This window comes from Streptomyces sp. NPDC086835 (assembly GCF_044745705.1).
Classification (GTDB): domain Bacteria; phylum Actinomycetota; class Actinomycetes; order Streptomycetales; family Streptomycetaceae; genus Streptomyces.
In genome coordinates, this window is the sequence record NZ_JBIVAU010000003.1 from 550,432 (window position 1) to 575,477 (window position 25,046).

General features: G+C 70.1%; 15 protein-coding genes and 3 pseudogenes. 12 read left to right on the plus strand and 6 right to left on the minus strand.

Annotated elements, in window-relative coordinates; genetic code table 11:
• Positions 1 to 115: 115 nt before the first annotated feature.
• From ACIPJI_RS14040 to ACIPJI_RS14055, 4 genes are all read right to left on the minus strand, one after another.
• Complete coding sequence (locus ACIPJI_RS14040; protein ID WP_402246363.1) at positions 116 to 3,601, minus strand: hypothetical protein; 3,486 nt, start codon at positions 3,599 to 3,601, stop codon at positions 116 to 118.
• Positions 3,598 to 5,733 carry a WD40 repeat domain-containing protein gene (locus tag ACIPJI_RS14045; protein WP_402246365.1) on the minus strand — a complete coding sequence of 712 codons (2,136 nt, stop codon included), beginning with the start codon at positions 5,731 to 5,733 and terminating at the stop codon, positions 3,598 to 3,600. The genes ACIPJI_RS14040 and ACIPJI_RS14045 overlap by 4 nt, the downstream gene beginning before the upstream one ends.
• Positions 5,730 to 8,537, minus strand: coding sequence for a hypothetical protein (locus ACIPJI_RS14050; RefSeq protein WP_402246367.1), 2,808 nt, complete (start codon positions 8,535 to 8,537; stop codon positions 5,730 to 5,732). Before ACIPJI_RS14050 ends, ACIPJI_RS14045 begins: the two co-directional genes overlap by 4 nt.
• A 235-nt stretch (positions 8,538 to 8,772) precedes the next feature.
• Entirely contained in the window at positions 8,773 to 9,003 is a 231-nt protein-coding gene (locus tag ACIPJI_RS14055; RefSeq protein WP_402246369.1) for a hypothetical protein, read from the minus strand.
• Between the two features lie 817 nt (positions 9,004 to 9,820).
• Here ACIPJI_RS14055 and ACIPJI_RS14060 point away from each other — a divergent pair.
• The 6 genes and pseudogenes from ACIPJI_RS14060 (at position 9,821) to ACIPJI_RS14085 (ending at position 13,819) form a co-directional block, all read left to right on the plus strand.
• On the plus strand, positions 9,821 to 10,054 hold the full coding sequence (locus ACIPJI_RS14060) for a hypothetical protein (RefSeq protein WP_402246371.1): 234 nt from the start codon (positions 9,821 to 9,823) through the stop codon (positions 10,052 to 10,054).
• 892 nt (positions 10,055 to 10,946) lie between these two features.
• Complete coding sequence (locus ACIPJI_RS14065; protein ID WP_402246372.1) at positions 10,947 to 11,288, plus strand: hypothetical protein; 342 nt, start codon at positions 10,947 to 10,949, stop codon at positions 11,286 to 11,288.
• Between the two features lie 143 nt (positions 11,289 to 11,431).
• Positions 11,432 to 11,752: pseudogene (locus tag ACIPJI_RS14070) on the plus strand (histidine phosphatase family protein); the annotation flags it as partial.
• A 9-nt stretch (positions 11,753 to 11,761) separates the two neighbouring features.
• Positions 11,762 to 12,001, plus strand: a pseudogene (locus tag ACIPJI_RS14075) (transposase); the annotation flags it as partial.
• 382 nt (positions 12,002 to 12,383) lie between these two features.
• Entirely contained in the window at positions 12,384 to 12,824 is a 441-nt protein-coding gene (locus tag ACIPJI_RS14080; RefSeq protein ID WP_402246373.1) for a hypothetical protein, read from the plus strand.
• A 242-nt stretch (positions 12,825 to 13,066) separates the two neighbouring features.
• Complete coding sequence (locus ACIPJI_RS14085; protein WP_402246375.1) at positions 13,067 to 13,819, plus strand: hypothetical protein; 753 nt, start codon at positions 13,067 to 13,069, stop codon at positions 13,817 to 13,819.
• A 206-nt stretch (positions 13,820 to 14,025) separates the two neighbouring features.
• Here ACIPJI_RS14085 and ACIPJI_RS14090 read toward each other — a convergent pair.
• Positions 14,026 to 14,288, minus strand: a pseudogene (locus ACIPJI_RS14090) (transposase); the annotation flags it as partial.
• A 165-nt stretch (positions 14,289 to 14,453) separates the two neighbouring features.
• Here ACIPJI_RS14090 and ACIPJI_RS14095 point away from each other — a divergent pair.
• Positions 14,454 to 15,059 (plus strand): hypothetical protein, encoded by a 606-nt coding sequence (locus tag ACIPJI_RS14095; RefSeq protein ID WP_402246376.1) that lies wholly within the window; start codon positions 14,454 to 14,456, stop codon positions 15,057 to 15,059.
• A gap of 422 nt (positions 15,060 to 15,481) precedes the next feature.
• Here the strand turns inward: ACIPJI_RS14095 and ACIPJI_RS14100 are convergent, their stop codons facing one another.
• Positions 15,482 to 17,788: an acyl-CoA dehydrogenase gene (locus tag ACIPJI_RS14100; RefSeq protein WP_402246378.1), complete on the minus strand. Its 2,307-nt coding sequence runs from the start codon at positions 17,786 to 17,788 to the stop codon at positions 15,482 to 15,484.
• 366 nt (positions 17,789 to 18,154) lie between these two features.
• Between ACIPJI_RS14100 and ACIPJI_RS14105 the strand changes: the two genes are divergently transcribed.
• The 5 genes from ACIPJI_RS14105 (at position 18,155) to ACIPJI_RS14125 (ending at position 24,976) form a co-directional block, all read left to right on the plus strand.
• Positions 18,155 to 18,841 (plus strand): ScbR family autoregulator-binding transcription factor, encoded by a 687-nt coding sequence (locus ACIPJI_RS14105; RefSeq protein WP_307711198.1) that lies wholly within the window; start codon positions 18,155 to 18,157, stop codon positions 18,839 to 18,841.
• Between the two features lie 1,625 nt (positions 18,842 to 20,466).
• Positions 20,467 to 21,768 (plus strand): cytochrome P450, encoded by a 1,302-nt coding sequence (locus ACIPJI_RS14110; protein ID WP_402246380.1) that lies wholly within the window; start codon positions 20,467 to 20,469, stop codon positions 21,766 to 21,768.
• Between the two features lie 449 nt (positions 21,769 to 22,217).
• On the plus strand, positions 22,218 to 22,835 hold the full coding sequence (locus ACIPJI_RS14115) for a ScbR family autoregulator-binding transcription factor (RefSeq protein ID WP_356625564.1): 618 nt from the start codon (positions 22,218 to 22,220) through the stop codon (positions 22,833 to 22,835).
• A gap of 270 nt (positions 22,836 to 23,105) precedes the next feature.
• A complete protein-coding gene (locus ACIPJI_RS14120; protein ID WP_402246382.1) occupies positions 23,106 to 23,996 on the plus strand; it encodes a BTAD domain-containing putative transcriptional regulator in 891 nt (296 codons plus the stop codon).
• 335 nt (positions 23,997 to 24,331) lie between these two features.
• Complete coding sequence (locus ACIPJI_RS14125; RefSeq protein WP_356625567.1) at positions 24,332 to 24,976, plus strand: ScbR family autoregulator-binding transcription factor; 645 nt, start codon at positions 24,332 to 24,334, stop codon at positions 24,974 to 24,976.
• Positions 24,977 to 25,046: the final 70 nt, after the last annotated feature.

Consider the following 25,046-nt stretch of genomic DNA (forward strand, 5'->3'; position numbering starts at 1 on the left):
ACACACCACGGAATACAGCCAACACTCCGGCCATATCAGTACTTTCACGAAGGATCACTCTGACGAGCCGAAGTCAGTAGTCGTCACCATGCCCACCCGAGGACGTCAGGAGTGGTCAGCTCGGCCGCCAGCTGGTGGGCAGGGCGACTGTGTCGACGAACACTGTCCGGCCTTGGAGTTCCGCAGGTGATGGCGGGGGGAAAGGAGCGTCGAGCCGTTCGACTTCACGGACGCGGAGCCGGAGAGGGGCCGTGCCGTCAGGTATCGGCAGCGTAGAGGGGGTTTCCGGCTGATCTGACGTCAAGGTGTGGGAGGGCAGTGGACGCCAGGCAGGAATGTCGGCGGAGGGTGGCTCGGTGAGGTCGACCAGGTCGACCGAGCCCGGGTGGACTCCGGAGGGGAGGTGTGCCTCCTCCAGGGTGGCTTCCAGGCGGTTGGGCGGGTTCGGTCCCGTTCCGAGCAGGGACACCCGTATATCAGGGCCGGTCTGCTCGACGATCAGACGGCGGTCGGGGAGGAGCCGTACCGGGTCGGACACGACAACGGGTGACAGAGCCAGTCCGGGCAGGCTGTCAGGCTGGAAACGGGCGAGTGCGAGCCTGACGAATGGCGCGTACGAAGGTGCCGTCTGGGGCGGGACGATCTCAACATCGGCGTACCAGCGGTCGCCTTCGCGGGTGACGGTGTAAGGAACGAGCCAGACCGAGGGGCCCAGGTCCGACTCGGCGGAAAGGACGGGAGGCTCGCTGACGCCGTGGAACCAGCCTTTGGCGGCGTTCGGCGGAAGCGGCGCGGACGCGAAGACGGGATCTCTGCCGAGCTGGGTCACCGGGACCGCAGGCGCGGAGCCGTCGGCGGCGGCGAGTACGGCCAGGCGTTCGCCTTCTCCCGTCTCGTACCAGGGGCCGGCAAGTTCCACTCGCAGTCGCTGGGATGAACGCACATGCTCGATCCGAGTGGACGTCGCCTGGCTCTGCCAGCGGAAGGAAGGCGTCGTCGACAGCAACGCCAGATCCGGGGGGCGGGCGCTGGAGGGGATGGTGACGAGTGCCTGATCGCGACTCAGCTGAAAGGCGTCGTCGGGGTCGGCGGCGTCGAAGTACGTGCGGAAGCGGCTGATCGCCTTCAGCGTGTAGGTGACTGTGCGATGTTTGGTGTCGCCGAACTCGTGGCGGACCGTCAGCGCGGGCGGGTCGCCCCGGGCGATGGTCTCCCCGTGCACGTGGGCGACAGGGTGCTGATGGTCGCCGTCGTTGGTCCACTCGCGCCACGTCGCGAAGACCTCAAGCCGTCCGGTGCTGTCGGTGTTCAACCCGGTGGGCGGGAAGACAGGCCGCAGAACAGCGTTGGTGTCGTGCTTGTCACGGGTGACGCGGTCGGCGGGAAGCTCCCAGTGTGGCTCTGCCAGCGGCCGTCTGACGGCGTGGACCAGGTGAATCCTGCGGACGGGTGACAGCAGCGGATGCCGCCCGTTGAGGACGGTGACCTGCCACTGGTCGATCGGCAGGGGGACATCGCCGGTATCGACCGGCCGGAGCAGCCAGGAGTTGACGGAGAAGTGGTCGATGAAGTTGCCACGGACGGTGGAAGACAGTTCCAAGACCGCTTCTTCGGCCTTCGCCAGCTGTATGTCCAGCGTGTCGCCCGCCCTCTCAAGTCGGATGGGGGGATCTGCGGTGAGTTTCTCGGAGAGTTGGACGCCCTTGGGGGCGGCCGAGGGCCAAGACTGCCAGTCGGTCCGCTCGGTCAGCGACGTGCTGAGTCCGCCGGGTGCGGAGGGAATGTGGGCGCTGACCCCGCTGGCGGCGGGGTCGGGAAGCGCGCCTACGGGGTCGCCGGCTGCCTCGGCGGACAGCGCGCGCAGGGCCCATTTCCAGGTGCGTTCGGTGAACTGCGGGCTGGCGTCCTCGGGGTTTTGAGGATCGAACTTGCCGTGTTGCTCGGCGATCGCGAAGCTGACGGTCGGTGGGTGAAGGGTGCGCTGTTCGACCGCAGGGTATTGAGGGTGCGCGGCATGGAATTGTGTGGCGTCCATGCCGCGGTCGCTGCGGATGACCATGTGGTCGATGGCTGCGCCGGTGCTGAATGTGCCGGTGTGGCTGAGCCGTGGCGGCTGGATGGGGTCACTGCGGGTGTAGAAGATCGTGTCCGTGGCGCCGGTGGTGTCCTGCGAGTCCTCCAGACCTGGTCCGCCGCCGGTGAGGTCGCGGATTCGGATCCGCATCTGGTAGCGGGTCGCGAACCGCAGTCGGGGCAGGCTGCCGGCCGGCGGACTGAAGGACCAGCGGAAGGTGTACGGGGGTTGCCGCGCAGGGTCGGGTTCGGGCTTGGGATCGTCACCGAGCAAGTTCATGAACGGCGCTGCCAGGCTCCACCCGTCCCAGCGGGCCACGACCTCATCGGCGTGCAGGCGTCCGTCCGGGGCCCTCACCGCTGCATAGGGCTTGATGTGGCCTTCTTCGACTTCGTCGCTGAGCGTGATCGTCCGGCCTTCGGGGTCTTCGACGGTGTAGGTGGCCTGGCGATCGCACAGCGGAAGCCAGTCGGAGTCGTCTTCGACGCGGACGTCGACCCGGTAGCCGAGTACCAGGTCCTCGGCTGCGAGCTCGGCGTTGGCCAGGGTGTCTCCGACCCGGCCTGCAGCGATGTCGGCTCGGGCGGTGAAGTCGGACTGACGGTCGGGGCGGATCAGCTTGAGCCCGTCCGTCCGCAGGCCCGGCAGCACAGGCCGGCGCTCGCTGTCGGCGTCCAGTGCTCTGGCTTCGGCGCGCAGTCCGTCTACGGCTCCGTCGACGTCAATGGTGCTGAGCGCCCACCGCGGGGTCGTGGCACCTGCCCAGTCGAGCAGGCCGACCCCGGTCAGGTCCAGCAGACCCCTGCGGATATCGCCGGAGCTGTCGGCGGGAGCGGGCCAGAACGCGTTCTCGGCAAGGTCGTACCTGGTCCAGGGAGAGGTGATGCTCAGTGGTAGGTCCGTACCTCGGATTCGCAGGAACCGCGGACCGGTGCCTACGTCCATGGTGTCCACCTCTGCGGACAGCTCGAAGACGAGCCCGAGTGCCTGAAGCACCACAGGGTGTTCGCGCAGCATCGCGACGACCCGGTGGAAGTCGATCGCCGGGGGGAGGGGTGGGAGCGGCTCCTCGCCCCCTACGGACGGTGAGGGTGGGCTGTTCCATCCTTCGATCCGCTGCCGGACGGCTGCCTCGCCGTCGGATGCGGGGACGGTCAGGATGCTGGTGCACTCCCGGTAAGACGTAACCACGGCCCGTGCGTCGGAATAGGTCGGGCGGACCTCGGGAGCGGGCTGTCTCTTCGGGGTCCACGCGTTGACCGCCCCGGCACCGCCGTCGAAGAACGCGTGCCAGGCGTCGCTGTCGGCAACCGGATCGTAGACCGGGGCGCGGTCCGCCTCATGGATGCCGTCGTCGGACTTGACCTGCAGTTCGAACGAGGCGTCGGCGAGAAGGGCGGGCCAGTCCTGCAAGCCGAAGTCTGAGAGGGAGCCATCGCCCAGCCGGGGAACGACTACGACGCGGATCCGGGCGGTCGACGGCGAGGAAAGCCCGGCGGGCACCGCCACCCACAGGAGTGTGCTCAATTTCCTCGCCTCCCTGGGTAGACACGGGCCAACGTGTCCTCGCAGGCGGTCGCAAGCAGCTTTCCGTCGGGGCTGTACGCCAGGTCGTTGATGGGGGCCGGATGGCGGAGTCGGCTCAGTTCAGTGCCCGCGGCGGGATCAAGGATCGTCACGGCAGGGTTCGGCTCGTCGTTGACCAGCGCCAGCTGCGGCTCAGCCGGATGGAAGGCGAGCCTGGTGAGCGTCTGCGTGTCAGCATGGCTCGACACCAGCTTCGGTGGGTCGGCACTGGCATCGAGCATGTGGACGGCGTGGTCTTTGCCGGCGGTCGCCAGCAGGCTTCCATCGTGACTGAACGCGGCGGCGGTCACCTCGCGGGTGTGGAGGGACTTCGCGAGAACCCTGCCGGAAGCTGTGTCGATGATCAGCACCTCTCCGTCGTCTCCGCCGGCGGCCAGCATCGAGCCGGTCGGGTTGAAGGCGATCGCCCTGATCTTCCCGTCGTGGGAGAGGCGGAAGAGTTCTTCGCCTGTGACCGCGTTCAAGATCCTCGTCGAACGATCCGCGCAGGCCGTGGCGACGAGGTGGCCGTCGGGGCTGGCGGCCACGAGGGTCACCGCCTGCGGGTGGCTGAGTCTCCACCGCTCTTGGCCGGTGTCGTGGGCGAGGCAGCGCGCGGTCTTGTCGACGGCGGCGGTGATCACGTCGTCGCCACCGTCGGAGGCAAGGAACGTGAGCGCGTTCACCGGTGCGTTATGGGTGACCTGCCACCGTTTCTCCCCTGTGAGAGTGGTGAACAGCCGTGCACCGCCGTCGGAGCCGCCGGTGGCGAAGTGGCGGCCGTCCCGGCTGAGCGCCAGGGCATTGATCACTCCGGGATGGGCCTTTACCAGCACCAGCTCGCCGGTGTCGGCGCGGAATACCGACGCCTTCGCTTCGGGGGTGTGGCTCGCCGCGACGGCCAGAGAGCCTGGGGAGGAGCTCAGAGCGATCTTTGTCACCGGACCATCGCATATCCGATGGGACACGCTCGTTGGACTCATGCTGCGTACTTGGACGAATCCGGAGCCCGGGGCCGACGTCCCGCAGAGCGCGAGGTGCAGTCCGTCCGCGGAGAACGCGAGGTCCCTCAGGGGGTCCGTGGCCTGCTCCCACACCGTAGTGCCGAACCTGGAGTTCACCACCAGCAGTCCCGTGGCCGATGCGATGGCGATCTCTGGGAGAACGGGGTTGAACCGGACTCGGGCAGAGTCCCCCACCGGCGTCTCGAAACGCCGGCTGCCGTCGGCCACGTCCCACAGGGCCATCGACTCCGCTCCGACCATCACCAGTCGCCGACGGTCGGGACTCAGCACGGTCAGACGACGATCCGGGAGTGGATCCTGAAGATCCACCGACGTCACGAGGGAACCGTCCTCGGCGCTGAGAGTGAGCGCCTGATGCTCCGTAGCGACGACGAGCATGCTGCCGTCCTCGGTGAAGGCGAACTGCGTGACGGGTGCGGGGAGGGAAGTGACCCACTTGATACCGCTGACTGTGACGTCGATGAGGGCCAGGCGTGTGGAGTCAGCCGTCACCAGCCGCTGGGAGTCCCGGCTGAAGACGGCTGGTGACAGGGACGAGGCGTGGGATTCGAGCTCAACGAGCTCCTCGCCGCTGACCGAGTCGAACAGGCGGGTGTGATTCCCCGAGACAGCCAGCAGCTTGCCGTCGGGGCTGTAACGGGGATGCTGTACCACCTCTGTCGAGGGAAAGGACCGGCTCCACAGCCCGGTGCCTGATTCGCGGGCTCGCACCTGGATCCAACTGGGAACTTCCTTGTGACCGACGACATGCCAGCCGACATCTTCCCGGTTGTGTTTTTCGCATGCCTGGCGCATCGAGTGCGGGAGTTCGCTGCAGTCCCAGGGCTCCTCGAACTCCTCGATCGGTTCCGTCCCGCCCCCGCCTGTGAGCGCCACCGCCTGTTCGTCGGGGCTGATAACCCCGCCTCCTGGGCCCCTCCATCGCTCCTCGCCTGTCGCGGCGTTCAGATTCACGAGACCGTTGCTACCGCCATCGGCGAACAGGCTCTGCCCGTCCCCGCTCCACATGACCTCCCACGGCTCGAAGGAGAGAGCTGCTGTGACCAGGACCTCACCGATCTCGCTCATGGCTGGTCTCCTGTCGTAACGGGAACGAACGCGGCCTGGTATTCCCGCCAGCGTGCCAGGCCGTCAGCGGCGTCGCGCGCGGCGGGGATCGCTCGACCTCCGCTCCCGTTGGCGGCCAACATCCGTGTGCCGCTGTCATGCGAGGCGAAGGGTTGGGCTCCGCTCCCGCCGCCGGTCAGTACCCATGTGCCGCTGTCGAGTTCGACGCTGTCCGACCACAGGGTGAGGTCGATCTCGATGACGAGGGTCGCGCGGCCGACCAGGGCCTTGGTGGCGGACTGGTAGGCCAATGTGATGCACAGTTCCACCGACACGGAGATTAGCCCGAGGACCTCGACGCACCCGCCGATCCGCAGATAGCCGGTGACCGTGACCTCGCCGTCGGCCAGCTCGAACCGGACCCCACCGAAGGCGTGGACCTCACCGCTGGCGACCACGAAGTCGACGGCCAGCGTCGCGCCGAACTCCAAAGAAGCTTCCAGCCTTCGCAGTCCGGTGTGGTCGAGTTGCAGTTCCAGGTATCCGCCGCCGCCGAACATCAGCACGGCGAGTCGGAACGGGTTCTGCCGGCTCGCGAAGCCGAAGGACACCGAAACCGGCCTCCCGTCGAACGGGATGGCGATCTCGGTGTTCACCGCGAGGTCCCGCATCACGAACGCGCCTGCGGTGACCGAGGGCAACAGCAAGGAGTAGTGCGCGACGAGACCTGCCGGCGTCACGGTGATGTCCGGGGTCAGGTCGCTCAGGTCGACGGCGTCGCCCAGTTGCTGGACCAGTTGCAGTTCGCCGAGGAACTCCACCTTGACTCCGCCGACCTGAACCTTGGGATGGTCTCCGCTGTGGTGAGTGAAGGTCAGCGACGCGAACTGCAGTTTCAGCAGGGGTTTGGTTGGGGTGGGCAGCATCAGCGCGAAGTCGCGTACCGAGCAACGGATGTCGCTGCCTGTGGCCGACGCTGTCACGGTCAGGTCAAGGGTGCTCTGGCCGGCCGGCTGGAAGGTGCCGCTCTCCTTCAGCTTGACGCCCGTCCATTCCATTTTCACGGTCGGCGGTTGGCCGGGTTGCGGCACAGACGTGATCTTCGGCGGTTCCTTGAGCTCGGTGATCAGATCCTTCAGAGCGAATCCCAGCAGGGTGGCATCGCTGGGGAAAAGGCGCCCCGGGTCTATGAGTTCCGCCCCTGGGGCGGGCAGGGCCACCCGATCGACGAGGCCTTTCGTGCGGGACAGCGCGTTGGCCGCGAAGTGGGGTGCCACGAGTCCGCCAGACCGGTCGGCCCGGCCGACAAAACTGATGTCGAGAGGAACCATATCCAGCAGGACGTCCTGGGCCGCGCCCCGGCTGAGGTACTCCGCCGTGAAGCGGACCTCTCGCAGATCATCGCTGCCCAGCAGGGTCCGCAGCGCCGGCAGCCGCACGTCCAAGGCGCTGAGAGCCGGACGGTACCCGGTGGAGTGCAGGCTGCCGCCGATGGTTATGCCATGCACCTCGTGGACGTCGCCGTCGCTGCGCGCCGCCGCCCGGACCAGGTCGAGCGGAGTGCCGGGAAGCGGGACGGAGCGCTGTCCGTATACGTTGTCGAGATGCTGGGTCAGGGCGGGGTCGGTGAGTGAGACGAAGCCCGGCTGTGACACATCGGCTACGAACAACAACGGCAGTTCGAAGCGGACGTCGCCGTCGGCAGTCGCGCACCTCACGGGGAAGGAAATCGGCCCGTCCAGCGCTGTCGGTTCGAAAAAGACGGCGCGGTGACTTTGCCCGGTCACGGGGTGCGAGAAGTCCTGCCACTCTGCCTCGACGCCGGAATACCAGAGGGTGGTGATCTCGACGTCCCCGAACGGGAAGGCACGAGCAGCGGGTCCCTCGGGGGGCGGGTGGCGTACCGGCTCGGTGACCGTGAGGACGAACTCGCTACGGAGTACCGCCGCGTTCCCGGCTGACTGGTCGAAGATCCGTTCGCTGAGTTCCGTGTAGGTCGCCCGGTGGCCCAGCGGATAGAGCACGCCGGAGGTCACTGTGCGGACTCGCATGTCCCGTCCGAGCACTGCCTCGTGCTCCCATTGGAAGTTCTCCCACAGACCGACCGCTGACAGGGTGCCACCCAGGGCGCTCAGTTCCAGCCTTGTGGCTTGTGCGGGTCGCAGACGGGCTTCGGAGGCGAGCCGCGTCCTCTCGGCCATGCCCAGCGGGATGGAGAACCCAGGATCGGCCGTTTCCGCGGTCCCTTTGTCGATGGCACGCAGCCCGAGTGAGGCGTCCTGGACAGGCGTTCCCGGCGGCGGCCGGTCCGCGGCAAGGCGAGTTCGCCAGAGGCCGGTGACTCCCGCGATGGTCATGGGAAGCACGGGATGGACGGACGTCACTTCGTGACCGCCCAGGCGGTCCTCCACCGAGAAGATCATCCGCCAGGGCAGTTCCAGAGCCGTGTCCGTGCCCCCTGGAGGCACAGCCGGCTGGATCGGTCGGCCTTGGCTCAGGGCTTGCAGGATGCCGTCCACCGTCGGGACGAGCATGGTGCCGGGCGGCAGATGGAAGGCGATTCTGCTCGGCCCGGAGAGGGCGGCCCGCCAGACCGGCACAAGCGTACCGGAGCCCGAAGGCAGCGTCTGGGGCGCCTCTTCTTCGCGCAGTGACGTCTCCTCGGCCACATGCTGAGGCGGAAAGGTGACCAACAGCCGAGCGTCGCCGGTCACCGCCTTCAGTACGGGTATGCCGTCAGGGCGCCTCTCGGTGATGGTCAGGCCGGTACAGCTGACACCGAGCAGCACATGATCTGCGGATCTGACGAGGAGAAAGTTCGGCATGAAAACCACCGGCCGTACCTGGATGCGGGATGCTACTCAGCTCAGGTGTATTCACTGACGCGTCTGATTATTGCCTCTTGGGGTTCCCGAAGTACCTGGCTCTTCTGTTCGATCTGGGGCAGTCACGCAACTGCTGAGGACGCGCAGCAGTTGGCTTCCGCACCCGTCGACGAACTCGGGCCGCCAGAAGGGCATCAGCCGCTCGCGATACCCCACTTCCACGGTTCGGATGCGATCACGTGATCTCCCAGGTGACGGTCCCCAGAAACTGGCGCCCGTCCGGGTCCATTACGGCACCGCCTCCCGTGGCGCCCCCGTCCGGCATACCTCCGCCGGACGCGACGAATTTGTTCAGGCCCAGGATCAGGCGGGAGTTGGCGGAGGCGCCATCGAAAACGAAGGCGACTCCTCTGCCCCGGCCTCCCGTCCCAATCGAATTGGCCACGACATTGAAGTCGAAGAGCATGGCAGCCCCCCGTCACGCTACTTTGCCAATTCAACGGCGTACAGAAAGCATCCGGAAAACTAGCCGAATGCGGCTGGCTATAGCCAGGACGACAGTCACCACGCTGGAAGTTGCTCGACCGTTAAGCGGTCGGCTCCTCTTCTCCCATTTCCAGGATGCCATGGCTGCAGCAACCCGCAACATGGCCCGCGGCGCGAGTGCAGCTCGCGTCACGCCTTGCCCGAGCTGCACAGGCTGCTAGCTGCATCTAGTGGGGAGTTGACGGGAAGGCAGTGCGAGGAGAGTGTGCCGGATCGGATCTCAACTAAGCTCCTGACCGAGTTGGCTGGCGCTGTGAGTACTGAGGCAGCCAAGCGGCTCAGGCGTGGTTGACGAGCATTCCCTCGCCCGTGGCCAGGCTGCGGTGGATGCGTCGGCGATCAGCTCCGGGGAAGCGGACGCTGCCCTATGGAGAAAACACCGGCTGACCATGGCCGTCCTCGGGTACTGAGCACCGCGCTTTTCGGAATGGGCAGCTATGGATCCCGATTCCCGGCCGAAATCGAGTGGTGGAACCGGCAGGTTGCAGGTGAGCGAGACCGGTGTCGGTGACGTCCACCGCGCCGGCCACACCTTCGGCACCCCGCCCGCCGTCCAGGCAATGACTGCCTTGCCGGCGCTACCGACGGCCGGATCGTGGGTGGACCATCCGGTCACCGGTTCACTGGGCAGGCCCGCACGACCCCACTAGGGCAGTGATCGACGCAGTTCATGAACTGACCGAACGCACCGTGTAGCTGGATGAGGCCCCGGTGCCCCGTCGCCTGAGAGGCTCCCCATGGAGATACCCGAAGAACTGATCACCGCGCTGGAGGTTCCGGCCCTCGAGCTCACCGCCTTGCAAGGCGTGCCCTTCCAGGCCAGGATCACCGGCGATTCTGGCGGCCGCGAGGGCCTCGTTGTAGAGGGAGCGGGCGTCGGCGGGCGGCCCGAGTCGTACGACAGCCATCCGGCCGCGATCGACAGGTGCCCGGTCGCAGAGCGAAGGCGCTTGCCGGTCTTGTCGGTGTAGGTGCCGTTGTGCAGCCATTGGTAGGCGGTGTGCAGGGCCCGGGAGGCGTCGCGGCGCAGGGCGGCCGAACCGTGGTTGTGGTCGTGGGCGTGGAGGGTGTGGACGGCGCGGTCGACGCTGCGGACGTCGCCGGCACCGATCCGGCCGGGGTGCCCTGTCGGGGGCGGCGGCGAACAAGGCGAGCGACAGGGCGGCGCCCGCGCCGTCGGCCGGCAGACTCCGGCGGTCCATCGGCTCCTCGCTTTCGGGCGGTCCCATCGTGGCGGCCGGTGCGGCGACGCCTACTGCTGCCTCCCGGATGGCGAAGCCGAGGTCGCGCATCGTGCGCCCGGTCATCCGGGTGAGGATGCGCCGGTAGACGGCCCGGGGGAGGCGTACGTTGCCGTCTTCCCAGGCCGCGACCAGCCGTGCAGTGCAGCCGACCGCCTCGCCCATGCTCTCGCCGGTCGTGACGACGAGCTTGGCGAACTCGTGGCGGGACATCTGGAACTCGTTCTCGCGCACCGCACGCAGCCGGGCGTTGGGGATCTTTCGGTGGACTGCCGTACCGACTCCGGACGTGTCCGACGGGGCGGGTGCGGCGACCGTACCGCTCCCGTCTGTGTCCTGCCCGGGAGTTGGGCGAGGTCCACCCCGTGCAGGGGCGAGTTTCATCGTTCTTGCATCGGTCCGGCGTCGCAGTGGCGGTCCGACTGCTGGTTGCGTGGACGCACCATGACGACCAGACAGGAGAGCGGCTATGGCAGGGGAGAGCGGCACCGCGGCTATTGCCACGCCCACCACCGTCCCCGCCTAGCGCCGGCTCGGGCGCCCGACGGCGGGCCGGCGGCGGCTGTGGGTCCGATGCCGGGACACGCCCCTGTGGGTGGCGTGCGGGCGGGACTGGGACGCGGTGGCCGTCCGGCCCCTGGGTCTGGGTCTGGAGGCCCTGGAACGGATGGGCCTGGCACCGGACCGCGGCTATCCCGTCCTGGCCGACCTCGCGGTGAAGAACGAGCTGTACGTGCTGGTGGCGCCGGGCAGCGTCGCAGGGGCCGAGGAGTTGCCCGGTGTCCGCGTACTCGGGCCCGGCCGCCAGCTGCTGATGCCTACCACCGGGCCCGGCGCGCCGTGCGCGCACTGGATCAGCGCCCCGCGCGCCTCCCCGCCCTTGCTGGCCCGAGGTGACCGGCTCGTCGACCGGCTGCGCGGCCTCACCATCGGCCATGAACCTAATATCGGCCATAAAACCTAATACAGAGGTGTGCGTATAGGGTTTCTCTATCGTGTGGTAAACGCAGCCGTCATGTGCCGACCTCCTTGTGCCGAGCGAGCCCTTTGGGGCTGCCGGCCGACCATCCTCACCGGGGGTGACCATGCTTCTCACCGTCGTACGCCATGCCGAGTCGACCGAGAACGCGACGCAGCACACCGGCTTCTACCAGTGCCCGCGCCCCTGGACCGCCGCAGGCCGCGCACGCCCTGTCCCGTGACCTCGTCGGGCTGACACCGCGCGGCTTCCGCCAGTGCCAGTGGCTGCGCACCGCGCTCGAGCACCTCGCGGGCCGCGACCCACACGTGCACTCCTCGCCGTACCGGCGGGCCCGGGACACCGCGGAACTGGTCCTGCCAGGGCGCACCGCCGATGTCACCGAGCTGTTGTGCGAGCAGCACTATGGGGACGCCACCTACATGACGAAGCGTGAGCTGTTCGCGACGTGGCCCGTCGCGACCAAGCCGGATCTGGCCGCCCGCGTGATCGGCCGATTTCTCGGTGCCGGGCACCGCGCCGACTGGGTCGCGGCAGACGAGGTCTACGGCGGCAACCCGAAGCTGCGCTCCGCGCTGGAGATCGCCAGGTCAGCCACGTACTGGCCGTCGCCTGCTCACATGAACTCACCACCGGCGCGAGGGGAGTTCCGCGCGGATGCCCTGGCCGCGAAGGTGCCCAAACGGGCCTGGCAGAAGGGCCGTGCATCGAGAACGCCGTCGATCCCGCAGTCGACCCCAAGGCGCTCGCGGTAGCCGACCGGGTCGAGCGCGGTAGCTGGCCGTCGCGGGAGCCGAGCTTGTCGGATGAGCTGATTGACCGGTCACCAATTGAATTCTGAACACAGCGGGCGAATATTGCCGAGCGGCTCTCACACCTTGGGTGTACGTTCGAAGTAGTTTCATTTCGGCATGCCGGCGTCGAGCCTACCCCTCTCTTGTGCGAATTGAGGGCCCAACGGCCCGGGTGGCAGCGTGTGTTTGGTGGCTCCTTGAACAACCCCATTCGGGACCCAAAGACGCCAAGGGAAGCTGCTGCTCGGCTCAATCATTGCGCTAGGCGAACATCGGAGGGTCTGACATGGCAGACACACTTCCCAACCCGGCAAGCGACAACACGACCCGATTCGAAGCCGCGCCTGACCCGGACGGCACATTGATCCCGATACCGTCACAGGCGCCGCAGGGCAAGCCGATTCGAGACGATGCACGCATCACGGTCAGTCCACGTCAGGAGCGCGGCTACTACGTGCAGATCTATAACGGCCCGCCTGACCCGCCAAGTGAGGTCGAAGAATCCATCAGCGAGCTCCTCACGGACCTCCTCACGGAGACCGGTCAGAAAGCAATTGAAGACGCGCTCTTCGTGGGGGCACCTGCGGTTCTGGAATTCCTCGCTTCGGCCGCAGGCGTGTTGGCATCCGTTCTCACCACCTCGCCCTTGCTGAACGAACAATTCTTCAGGGGTGTCATGGATGACGGGACAGCCGTCACTTATGTGGTGCTCACCCCCAAGGATTAGGCGATCTCTGCTCTCGGATCACGCGGGAGGCCTCCGGACTGGCCGATGGCGTGGTCCGCCGGCCCGCCAGCCGGGGCCCTTGTTACGGGCGCCCCGGCCGCGTGCTGGTGTACGCCTGGTCGGTGACCGTGCAGGTCAGTGCGGTGTGCGCGGAAAAGACCCGGACTGCGGGCCACAAGCGGTTTCGATATCCTGGAAGGGAGAGTTTCATGGGTTTCTGAGACGCGCGCAGGAGTGAGGTCATGGACCTGCTTCCGGTCGAAATCAAGGTCAACATCGAGGGCGACGTGCCAGCGGCACTGTCGGCTCTCACCGCTTCGCAGGGCCCGCTGATGTCGCGTCAGATCTGGTTCGCCGAGGACAGGGACGGTGTGGCGCAGGGGAAGGCACCGCTCCTGGACGGCGGCGTGATCATACGGCTCAGGATCGGTGGTGGTCCGGACGACCTGGTCGTCAAGTTGCGTCCCTGCACCCGGGAACAGCTCGTCGGCCGGTTCTCTGCCCCGTTCGAAGTAGAGCCGTTCACGTACAGGGTCGAGGAGGACTGGTCGAGGCGCGGCCGCGTGCTGGCGGCCTCCCTGGTGCACACTCACCTGCCGGGGTTGCTGGACGCCGCCGTTGCGCCCGGGGCCGATCCCTCCGCGTCGATCGACGAGGTGCAGGACCAGTTCCTGCACGCCTGTGCGCGCGATGTCCGGTTCGACGGGCTGGTCGCTCTGGGGCCGATCTTCTCGACCAAGGTGGACGACGTGTCGCTCGACGACCTGGAGGTCGACCTGGAGGCGTGGTCAGCCGTCGGCCTGGAGTTCCTGGAGGCTTCGATCCGCGTGAAGCCCAAGCGCGGGGACGATGAGGAGGAGTTCAAGGAACGGGCCGAGCGGAAGCAGCGCGAACTCGAAGAGGCGGTGCTTGAACGAGGGGTGACGCTGTCCGAGGTCCCCGAGAGCAAGACCCATCGCATGCTCACCGCGCTGGTGGCCGCCGCGCAGGGCTGACCTCTCGCCACCCGCCTGATCCCCCCACGGTTTCACCCTCGGGCCGGTGGGTGATCGGACTCCGTCGTCAGACGGCGATCACCGTCAGGTACTTGTCCAGCTCGGTTCGGGCCGCCTCGGCCACCTCGGTCCGAATAACAGCGGTCCGACTCCCGAGCCCGTCCGGAACAATCCAACTCCACGTACCCCGCCCCATGAACAGCCCAACGAGCCGATTCCACATTGCGGGCGATGCGGTGCCCAATGCCGCACTCGCGGAGCCATCGGCGCAGGTGGCCGTAGTCGTAGCCCTTGTCCGCATGGAGTTTGCCAGGGCGTCGTCGACGGGCCCTCGCCGGGAGCGGATCGGCGGGATGCCGCGCACGAGCGGTTCGAGGCCCTGGCTGTCGTGCATATTGGCGCCGGAGATGCCGAGCGATAGCGGCGGTCCGTTGCGGTCGGTGATCAGGTGGATTTTCGATCCCGAACGTGTTGCCGGTGCGTGGGGTGTCGCGGCGCGGTGTGGGCTGTGGTTCGCGGTTTGCATGTTTGTTTGGGGGTGGGGTGGGGGAGTTGGTCCCGAGGGCTGGTCGGCCGAGTTGTTGGCGGGGCGGCCGGTTTTCTTCGTCGTTCTGAACGGAGCAGGAGCCTGCTGTTGCGCCTCTACGCCGAGATTCCCGCACGCCGGAACCGTCAGGTGTTCGTGGACCTTGTCGCTGTGGCCCTGATCGTCTTCACGGTGTGGGCGGCTTTCTTCGTCCGTGGGGTGATCATGCTGCTTGCCGAGCCGGGGCGGAAGGTCGAGAGTTCCGGAGACGGCCTTGCCGAGGAACTCGGCAAGGCCGGGGACGCGGCGTCAGACGTACCGCTCATCGGTGATGTCCTGAGGGAGCCGCTGCAGTCGGCAGCCGATGCCAGTACCGGCTTCGCGGACGCCGGCGCATCGTTCCAGGAGAGCGTCGCCCAGGTCGCGGACGTGACGGCCTCGGTTCTGATCGTCCTCCCCGTGCTCCTCATCCTGGTTCTGTGGCTCCTCCCGCGCCTGCTCTGGATTCGCCGCAGTGTGATCGTCCGCCGTCTGGCCGACGCGCCGGGCGGCGCCGATTTGCTGGCCCTGCGCGCGCTCACCGGCTCGCCGGCCGCCCTCGTCAAGCTGCCCACCCCGCCCGGCGGATTCGCCGACGCCTGGCGCCGGGGCGACCAGGAGGCCATCGCCACCCTCAGCGCGGTCGCCCTCGCACACACTGGCCTGCGCCCCTGAGGGACGCCTCCCACGGCGAGGGACAGCCGGCGCACGGATACGGGTGGGGGGACCGGGGCGCGTACGGGCCGGTCAGGCCGCCACAAGGTCCTCGGTGACGAATTTTTCCACGAACTCTTGTGCACGGCGGGCGAGTTCGCCGCGCTGCGGCTGCGCTGTTTCCGGCGCTGTGCCGCCGCCCCCGTCCCTGCGCCCTGCCCCGTCCCCCTCCCCGTCGCGGCGTCCCGGCCTTCCGGGCTTCGACTGTCGCTTGTGCGGTCTCGTGGAGGCCGGCCGCCGTGCCGTCGCGGCCTCCGCACTGCGCACTGCGCACTGCGCTGTCGAGTGTCTGCCACCCCCGACTCGTTCTGCTGCCTGCTGCCTGCTGCTTGGTGCTTGTGGTGTGGTCGTTGTTGGTCTGTGTGTGGCGTTGTGTGTGGTGTCTAGTGGTGTGGGGGTGGGGTGGGGGTGTGTTGGTGGGGGTGGTTGAGGGCGTTGGTGAGGGTGGTGAGGTGGGGGTGGAGGGTGTGGTGGAGGTGGTTGATGGTGGTGTGGATTTGGTTGTGGTGGTGGGGGGTGAGGTGGTGGTGGGTGATGAGGTCGGCGGTGTGGGGGGTGAGTTGGTTGAGGAGGTAGAGGTTGGTGAGGTTTTTGAGGTGGGTGTGGGTGGTGGGGTGGGTGGTGTGGTTGAGGGTGGTGAGGAGGGCGTTGGTGGTGTGGAGGGTGGTGTGGAGGTGGGTCATGGTGAGGGCGGGTTGGGTGGCGTTGTTCCAGCGGGTGTGGGGGGTGTGGGGGGTGGTGGGGGTGTGGAGGGCTTGTTTGGTGCGGGTGTGCCAGATGTGTTGGGCGTGGTGGAGGAGGTTTTTGAGGTGGGTGAGGTTGGTGAGGGGGTTGGGGGGTGTGGGGGTGGTGGGGGGTGGGGGTGGGGGGTTGAGGAGGAGGTGGGTGGCGGCTTTGAGGGTGATGGGGAGGTTGTCGCCTTCGGCGGTGATGGTGCCTTCGAGGTGTTGGGTGTAGTGGGCGAGGGGGTTGTGGGGGTGGAGGGCCCAGGCGCCGCAGCGTTCGCGGCAGGTGGTGGTGATGGTGCGGGCGTGGTGGGTGGTGAAGGCTTTGGTGAGGGCGGTGAGGTGGTGGGTCTGTTCTTTGGTGGGGGGTGGGTCGGTGGGGTAGCGGGGGTGGGTGGGGGTGGGGGGTGGGGGGGTGCCGTGGTGGTGGTGGGTGTGGTGGTTGAGGGTGTGGCGGTGCAGGAGGGTGAGGGCGTAGGTGGTGGCGAGGTGGTCGATGAGGGGGGCGTGGTGGGCGCGGTGGGTGATGAGGGGGGTGGGGGTGTTGTGGTGGGTGGTGTGGCGGTGGTTGGCGTAGTGGACGGCGATGGTGAGGGCGGCGCGGGCGGTGCCGGTGGCGGCGGCGCTCATGCAGAGTTTGCCGAGGGTGACGCGGTCGATGGTGGTGAGGAAGCGTTTTTGGGGGTTGCCGTGGGTGGTGTGGTGGGTGCCGTCGGCCTCGAGGCGGGTGTGGGGGGCTTGGAGGAGGGCGGTGGGGGGGAGTCGGACGTGGGTGAAGGTGGTGATGGCGTGGTCGACGGGGTGGGGGAGGTGGCGGGGTGGGAGGGGGGTGATGTGGATGCCGGGGTGGGGGCCGTTCTCGTCGTGGAGGGGGGTGAGGAAGAGGTGGATGCCGCGGTCGGTGCCGTCGTGGGTGATGAGGCGGGCGGCGACGAGGGCGGTTTTGGGGCCTCCGGTGGTGGTGGTGTTGGGCATGAATTTGGCGGCGCCGGGGGTGGGGGTGTGGAGGGTGAACTCGCCGGTGTCGGGGTGGTGGTGGGCGGTGGTTTCGAGGTGGGCGGCGTCGTTGCCGTGGGCGAGTTCGGTGACGAGGAAGGTGCCGGTGTGCTTCAGGGTGGTGTAGGGGGTGAGGTCGCGGTGTTCGGGGTGGTCGTGGTCGAGGAGGGTGCCGAGGAAGAGGTTGTAGTGGATGCCGGCGAGGGTGCCCAGGGCGCTGTCGGCGATGCCGGTCCATTCGTGGAGGGCGGCGAGGCGGCGGGGGTCGCGGGCGAGGGCGAGGGGGTCGCCGGCGACGGTGTCGTTGAGCAGGCGCAGGCGCTGGTAGGAGCGGGCGGTGCGCTGGGCGGGGGTGAGGTCGTCGTCGTGGGTGAGGAATTCGTCGTGGGTGATCAGGGTGCGCCAGGGGGTGTGGAGGGTGTCTTGTTCGTCGCCGTCGAACAGCAGGTGGCGCAGTTCGCGGGTGACGGCGTCGGTGGTGTTCTGGTCGGTGTCGTCGCCGCCGGTGGGCCGGCCGGCCGGGCGGCGGGTGGCGGCGGCCGGCGGCGGGGGGAAGCGGGTGGTGGGGGCGGGGGCGGTGACGGGCGATATCGGCGCCGGTCTGCCGCCCGTCCCTGTCCCCACCCCTGCTCCCGCCCCGGCCGCCGTCCCCCCGCCGGTCACCGTCCCTGTTCCGGCGCCCGCACCCGTGCCGATGGCCCCCGTGGCCGTGGCCGTGGTGATGGCCGCCGTGGCGAGGGTGGCCGTGGCCGTGGCCGTGGCCGTGGTGAGGAGGGCCTTGGTGGTTGCGCTGCTGCCTGCGCCCGTGCCCGTGCCGGTGGTGAGGGTCGCCGTGCCCGCAGCCGCGCCTGCGCCCGTGGCCGTTGCCGTGTGGGTGGCGGTGGTGTCCGGGGTGGCGGGGGGTGCGGTGGGGGTGTCCTGCCCGGTGGCCGGGGTGGGGGGTTGGATGGGCTGGGTCAGCAGGGTCATGGCCTCTCCCGCGGGATAGGGGTCGTCCGGTGGTTTAGGGAAGCGCAGGGCCCCAAAGATACGTACCCACCGGTTTTGTTTTCAAGGCGTTAGGCGGGTTTCAGGGTGACGTGCGTCACACCGGAGAACCGTGGTGACGGCATATGCCGGGTTCCGTTGCTGGTCGGACGCGATCATTCCGCTTGAAAGGGACCTTTAGCCCCCGTCCGTAAAACCGGCATGGTGGTTTGGTTACCGGGTGTTTACGGGCCGGTGCCCGGTGACGGGCCCGAGTGTGTTCGCGGGCTGGCCGCAGGGCGCTGGGCTGCTAAGATACGAACCCGCCGGTTTCTTTTCGTTGGTGCGGGGATGTCGGAGGTGGTGGTGATGGCGCGGCAGGAGCGGGCCGTGAGGACGCGGCGGGCGATTTTGGTGGCGGCGGCCGAGGTGTTCGACGAGGTCGGTTACGAGGCGGCGACCATTTCCGAGATCCTGAAGCGGTCGGGTCTGACGAAGGGGGCGCTGTACTTCCATTTCGCCTCCAAGGAGGAGCTGGCGCAGGGGGTGCTGGCGGAGCAGGTGCATGCGCTGCCGGACCTGCCGGAGGGCGAGTTGATGCTGCAGACGGCGGTGGACCGGGCGCTGCTGCTGGCGCATCTGCTGCGCCGGGACACCGGGGACCCGATCGTGCGGGGCAGTGTGCGCCTGACGGTGGAGCAGGGTGCGCTGCGTGACGGGCTGGACCGGCGGGTGCCGATGCAGGCGTGGATGGAGCAGACGCAGGTGCTGTTCGAGCAGGCGCAGGCGGCCGGGGAGATCCTGCCGCATGTGGACCTGGTGGGGGCGGCCAAGACGTTCGTGGGCGCGTTCACCGGGGTGCAGGTGCTGTCGAACATCATGACCGGCCGGCAGGACATGACCGAGCGGGTCGCCGATCTGTACCGGTTCCTGATGACGGCGATCGCCGTGCCCGGGGTGCTGGTACGCCTGGACTTCTCTCCCGGCCGCGGGGTGCGCGCCTACGAGGAGGCCCTCCGCCGCCGCGACGCCGCCCCCGAGCCCGCCGCCCACTGACCCCCGCTCCCCGGCGTTGCGCCGCCGCCGTCCACGGGCGGCGCCGGCCCGACACACATCCTGCCCCGCCCACGGGCGGCGCCGGCCCGCACACCCGCCCGCCCGCGGGCGGGCGCCGGGCGCCGGCCGGGCGTGCGGGCACCCTCAGATCGACCCGTCACAGCCCCCAGCCGCCACAGCCCCCGGCCGTCACAGCCCCCAGCCGTGGTCCGGCAGTCGCGCTGCCCCGCCCTCCCGCGGCGGCCGCGCTCGGGCCACCCTGGCCGGGCTCTGCGGGCCTCACCCCGGCCCAGTGGTGGCGCCCGGGCCGTCGGGCCGGCGTCCTCGGGCCGTTGTGGTCGTGCTGCCGCGCCGGGCCGTTGCGCACGGGGCCGGGCAGCCCCGGCCCCGTGCCCCGGTCGTACGGACCGTCTGCCGTTGGCCGTTCGGCTTTTTGTTCCCTGCCGTGGGCGGCCTGTCCCGCCGTGGCCCCCATGGCCCCCCATGGTTCTGCCCTGGGGTCGGTGCGGAGGGGCTGTCCGGGGTTCTCTCAGGCCCGTTCAAGGCCTGCCGTGCCCGCACCCAGGCGCTACCTGGCTGCGCCACCGTTTCCCCGGCCCCGGCCCCGGACCGGCCCCTTGTTCCGGTTGCTCCGGCCTCTGTGCCGCCGCGCCCGGCCGGGCGACCTCCGTTCCTGCGCCGCTCTTCCGGCCCCGGCTGCCGCGTGTTCTCGTGCCGTACCGGCCGCGGGCCGCCGTACCTGGCCGGGCGCCCTTCCGCCGGTACGTGGTCCGGGTCGGCAACTTCGGGGTGTGCGCCGGGTTTTGTGTGTCCGGTGCCGTGGGTGCCTGACGCCGGTTCCCGTGGTGTTGCGACGCCTGGGAGTGGTGTAGCTCGTCACGCGGTCGCTGCGTCACACGGACCCGGCAGGCCGCGCCGGGCTACCAGGCCCCGGACCGGGATCCGGGTCCGGGTCCGGGACCGGTCGGGGTCGGTGCGGCTGTGCCGGGTCCGGGGTGTGCCGGTGGCCGGCGTCTCGGACGGCCGGCCCCCTTGTGGCTGCGGGCTGCGGGCTGCGGGCTGCGGGCTGCGGGCTGTGGGCTGCCGGCGGTCGGAGGCGAGTGCCCGTGGCCCGGGCATCTCCGGCGCCTTGTACCGGGCCGGAACACGGGAGTTGCGTCCGCCCCCGGTCCGGCGGCCCGGCGGCGCGGTGGCGCGGTGGCGCGGTGGGACGGTGGCGTGTCCGTGCGGCCGGCCCGGCGGTGGGCGCGCAGGCTGCCGCCGTTCACCGCCCGGGCATGCGCCGCCGCCCGACTGCCCCGGCCCGCTGCCCCCGGCCCGCGCTGCCCGGGCCGCTGTCCGCGCCCGACTGCCCGTGGCCCGCGCCCAAGCTGCCCGCTGCTCCGGCCCGCGCCCGGCTCCCCGTGGCACGCTGCCCGCTGCTCCGGTCCGCGGCCCGCGGCCGGCGGTCCGGCGGCTTCGTGCCCGCGACCGGCGGCCCGTTCCGGGCGGCCGGGGCCCGGGGGTCGGGGTCCGGTGGTCCGGGGTGGGGTGTGGGGGTGCGGGGGCGTGGGGGTGGGCAGGGTGGCGGTGCGTGCCATGGGGCGCGGCCGGTAGAAGCCTGGACGAAACAGGGGGAGTTGGACATGGACGTGGATGTGGACAGGGACGGGGAGACGGGCGTGGCCGGGGTGGGGTGTCCGTATGTGCTCGATGTGACGGGGCGTGATCTGGCGGGGGAGGCGGCGTTGTTGCGGGAGCAGGGGCCGGCGGCGCGGGTGGTGCTGCCGGGCGGGGTCCGGGCGTGGGCGGTGACGGGACACGAGCCGCTCAAGCGGCTGTTGACGGACCGGCGGGTCTCCAAGGACGCCGGCCGGCACTGGCCGGCGTTCGTCCAGGGGCGGATCACGCCGCAGTGGCCGCTGTACCACTGGGTGTCGGCGCCCACGATGCTGTTCGCCTACGGGGAGGAACACACCCGGCTGCGGCGGCTGGTGGCGGGGGCGTTCACCGCGCGCCGCAGCCGTGAACTCGCGCCGCGGATCGAGCGGATCACGGCCGCCCTGCTGGACGAGATGACCTCCGCCGCCCACGCCACCGGCCCCAAGGGCGAGGAGGAGGGGGTGGTGGATCTGCGGACGGCGTTCGCGAAGCTGCTGCCGATGCGCGTGATCTGCGAACTGTTCGGCGTCGAAGGACCCGACCGGCAGGCCCTGTGCGCGGCGATCGACACCACCCTGGGCACCTCGGTCCCGGCCGACGAGATGGCCAGGGCCCAGGACAGGGTGACCGAACTGCTGGCCGCCCTGGTCGCCACCCGGCGCGCCGAGCCCGGCCCGGACCTGACCTCCGCGCTGATCGCCGCCCGGGACGGCGGTGAACGGCTGAGCGAACAGGAACTGATCTCGACCCTGAACCTGATGATCGGCGCCGGCCAGGAGACGACCAGCAACCTGATCAGCAACGCGGTCGCCGCCCTGCTCTCCCTGCCCCGCCAACTCGAGCACCTGCGCGCGGGCCGCGCCGACTGGCCCGACGTGATCGCCGAGACCCTGCGCACCCACAACCCCGCCGCCTACATCCCCCTGCGCTACGCCGTCGAGGACATCGACCTGGACGGCGTCCTGATCCGCAAGGGCGACGTGATCATCGTGTCCTTCGCCGCCGCGGGCCTGGACCCCGCCCGGCACGGCAAGGACGCCGACACCTTCGACCTGCTGCGTCCGCGCGGCGAGAGCGTCGCCTTCGGCCACGGCGTCCACTACTGCCTGGGCGCCCCGCTGGCCCGCCTGGAGGCCACCATCGCCCTGTCCGCGCTCTTCACCCGCTTCCCCGGCATACGCCTGGCCCGCCCGGTCGGCGAACTGCAGCCGCTCGAGTCGTTCATCATCAGCGGCTACCGCACCCTGCCCGTCCACCTCGGACCCCCCACCCCACCGACCCCCTGACCCCCCAGCCCCGCGCACACCCCCCGCGCCGCGCACCCCGGCCGGGTCCCGTGACCGCCGGCCCCCGCAACACCCCGCGCCGCGTACCCCGGCCGGGTCCCCTGACCGCCGGTGACCGCCGGCCCGGCCTCCCCGCCCCGCGGGGGGCGCCGGGCCTCACCTCCCGGGGGGCGGGGTGTTCCGGGGCCGTTCTCCGTATCCGGGCCGGTTGTTCCGTCCCCGGCCCGGGGCGGGGAGGGGACCGGGGGAGGGGCGGGGTGCAGCGGAATCCCCTCACCCACTTACAAACCGCGTAAGCGGTTTGTTAATCTTTGGATGTCGTCCCGCGGCCGGTGGGGGAGCGGGGCATGGCGTGTGCCGCCCGGTGCCCGGGTCGTCCGCCGTGCGGGGTGGGCACAGGGGCGGGGCGTGTGTGCGGCCCGCCGTCCGTCAGTGAGGGGATCGCTGCGATGGTCAAGCAGGAGCGTGCGGCCCGCACGCGGCAGGCGCTGGTACGTGCCGCGGCCGAAGTGTTCGCGCGGGAGGGGTTCGCGCCTGCTTCGCTGGCCGTGATCAGTGCCCGGGCCGGGGTCAGCAACGGGGCGCTGCACTTCCATTTCGAGAACAAGAACGCGCTGGCGCGGGCGGTGGAGCAGGAGGCGGCCGAGCGGCTGGGGCGGATCACCTCGCCGCGTCCGGCGCTGCCGGGCGGGGCGCTGCAGGCGCTGGTGGACGCCACCCACGCGCTGATGGGCGCGCTGGCGGACGACGTGGTGGTACGGGCCGGGTTCGATCTGAGCGCGGACGTCTCCCGGGCCGGCGGCCCGGACCTGCGCGGGGTGTGGCGGGGCTGGGTCGAGCGGATGCTGCACGACGCCGAGCGCGAGGGCCACCTGGCCGAGGGTCTGTCCTCCCGCGGCGCCGCCCCCGCCGTCGTCGCGGCCACCGTCGGCTTCGAGGTCCTGGGCGCGGCCGACCGCGAATGGCTGTCCGCACCCAAGATCACCGGCTTCTGGGAACTGATGCTGCCCCGCCTCGCCCCCGGCCGGCCCATCGTCCCCGCCGGCCACGGCACCACCACCCCATAGCAGACCACCCGCCCTGTTTCCCCTGCGTTCAGTCGGACGCCACCCCTACCAATCCGCCCGCACTGCCCCACTTTCACCCCTGTCCCGCTTGGCCGTTCAGGCGGGAGCGACGTCCCGCACGCCAACAGAAACAGCACGAGCGGTCTCGTATTGACAAACCGTCCGCCCTGTTTTTTACTCGGTGGTGTCCGGCTGCTACGCGGCGGGCCGTGAGCTGCGGCCGGCGTGCTGCGGTGAAGGCGTGCGCGATTTCGACACAGGGGAGACGGCGTGGACATCGATGTGCTGGGGGAGCTGGCCGTCAGAGAGAACGGGGTCTCGGTGACCCCGACGGCGCCCAAACCGCGCCAGGTGCTGGCTCTGCTGGCGCTGCATGCCGACCGGGTGGTGCCGGTGGCATCGCTCACCGAGGAACTGTGGGGCCAGCGGCCGCCGCGCAGCGCGCGCACCACGCTGCAGACCTACGTCCTGCAACTGCGGGAGCTGATCTCCGCGGCGCTGGTCCACGACACCTTGCCCCGCACCCCCCACGGCACGCCGCCGGGCACGTCGCGGAGCGGTGGGCAGGACGCGCCGGAGGGCGGGCGGCGCAGCGCCAAGGACGTGCTGGTGACCTCGCCCGGCGGCTATCTGCTGAACACCTCGGGCGGCACCAGCGATGTGCGCGAGTTCGAGCTGCTGGCCGGGCAGGGATACCGGGCGATGGACGCCGGGGACTTCGCCGGCGCCGCCCGCCAGCTGCGGGAGGCACTGGCGCTGTGGACCGGTTCCGCGCTGGCCGGGGTGCAGACCGGGGTCCTGCTGGAGATGCACGCGCGGCGGCTGGAGGAGACCCGGCTGTGCGCACTGGACCAGCGCATCGAGGCCGACCTGCGCCTGGGCCGCCACCGCGAGCTGCTGGGCGAACTGACCGTCCTGGTCAGCCGCTACCGCACCCACGAGAACCTGCACGGCCAGTTCATGCTCGCCCTGCACCGCTCGGGCCGCCGCAGCGAGGCACTGGAGGTCTACCAGCGGCTGCGCGGCGCCCTGGTACGCGAACTGGGCCTGGAGCCCTCCGCCGCCCTGCGCCGCCTGCAGCGCTCCATCCTGATGGCCCACCCCGAACCGCAGCTCGAGCCCGCCCCCCGCACCGGCGAGCGGCTCAGCCGGGCCGGCTGACGAAAACCCCGGGCCCAACCCGGCACACCCGGCCCGGCAGCCCAGCCCGGCCCGGCACCGAGTCCGGCACCCTGCCCGGAGCACGGCAGGTCCGGTACGCAGTGCGGCACCGAGTACGCCAAAAGGCGGGCCTGGAGTACGGAAGGTGCCGGACGCGGAGTACGGTCGGCCGTACGGGCGCGCGGCTCACGGACAGGACAGACAGCACACGGGACCCCGGACGGACACGGACACACACAGGCGACGCCGGCGGCGGCGCCGGGGCCGGGTCACGGGGCAAAAAAGGGGCCGGCCGATGGGGGCCGGGCAGGTGAAGGGAAGAGAGGGGAACCGGGATGCAGGCCAGATCGGAACGCACCCGCCGCAGGCTGGTCCTCGCGGGCGCCCAGATGTTCGACCGGTACGGCTACGCCAGTGCCACACTCGGCCAGATCGCCGGCGCCGCCGGCATGACCAAAGGCGCGCTGTACTTCCACTTCGCCTCCAAGGAAGGCCTCGCCGACGCCGTCCAGGAACGCGGCCGGCAACTGCTGTGCGACTTCCTCCAGCAGCAGTGGGAGGCCGGCGCCGCCCCCCTGCAGGCCCTGATCGACCTCACCCACTGGCTGGCCGACGCCCTCTACCAGGACCCCGTCGTACGCGCCGGACTGCGCATCACCAACGAACGCGCCGGCCGCCACCCGGCCGCCACCGACTTCCACCAGACATGGATCACCGAGGTCCTGCGGCTCCTCGGCCAGGCCGCCGCCGCCGGCGACCTGCGCGAGGACGCCGCCGGCGAAGGCGGCCAGAGCCTGCTGACCGCCGCCGTCTGCGGCATCGGCGTCCTGGCCGGCACCGGCCTGACCCCCACCGAACTCGCCCACCGCGTCCACGCCCTGTGGCAGCCCCTGCTGCCCGCCCTCGTCCCGCCCGGCCACACCCCCCGCTACCGCACCCACCCCCCCGCCACCCACACCCGCCCCGCCCACGCCGCCTGACCCCACACCCCGCCCCGCCCTGCCCGTCCCCGTACCGGTGCGCATCCCGCCCCGGTACGGAGGCGGGCCG

What these genes read in the sequence shown, in the direction of transcription:
- ACIPJI_RS14050 (WP_402246367.1), bottom strand. Translation starts at nt 8,537, where the DNA reads ATGCCGAACTTTCTCCTCGTCAGATCCGCAGATCATGTGCTGCTCGGT.
- ACIPJI_RS14055 (WP_402246369.1), bottom strand. Translation starts at nt 9,003, where the DNA reads ATGCTCTTCGACTTCAATGTCGTGGCCAATTCGATTGGGACGGGAGGC.
- ACIPJI_RS14100 (WP_402246378.1), bottom strand. Translation starts at nt 17,788, where the DNA reads ATGACCCTGCTGACCCAGCCCATCCAACCCCCCACCCCGGCCACCGGG.
- ACIPJI_RS14080 (WP_402246373.1), top strand. Translation starts at nt 12,384, where the DNA reads ATGGCAGACACACTTCCCAACCCGGCAAGCGACAACACGACCCGATTC.
- ACIPJI_RS14110 (WP_402246380.1), top strand. Translation starts at nt 20,467, where the DNA reads ATGGACGTGGATGTGGACAGGGACGGGGAGACGGGCGTGGCCGGGGTG.
- ACIPJI_RS14115 (WP_356625564.1), top strand. Translation starts at nt 22,218, where the DNA reads ATGGTCAAGCAGGAGCGTGCGGCCCGCACGCGGCAGGCGCTGGTACGT.
- ACIPJI_RS14085 (WP_402246375.1), top strand. Translation starts at nt 13,067, where the DNA reads ATGGACCTGCTTCCGGTCGAAATCAAGGTCAACATCGAGGGCGACGTG.
- ACIPJI_RS14060 (WP_402246371.1), top strand. Translation starts at nt 9,821, where the DNA reads ATGGAGATACCCGAAGAACTGATCACCGCGCTGGAGGTTCCGGCCCTC.
- ACIPJI_RS14125 (WP_356625567.1), top strand. Translation starts at nt 24,332, where the DNA reads ATGCAGGCCAGATCGGAACGCACCCGCCGCAGGCTGGTCCTCGCGGGC.
- ACIPJI_RS14045 (WP_402246365.1), bottom strand. Translation starts at nt 5,733, where the DNA reads ATGAGCGAGATCGGTGAGGTCCTGGTCACAGCAGCTCTCTCCTTCGAG.
- ACIPJI_RS14105 (WP_307711198.1), top strand. Translation starts at nt 18,155, where the DNA reads ATGGCGCGGCAGGAGCGGGCCGTGAGGACGCGGCGGGCGATTTTGGTG.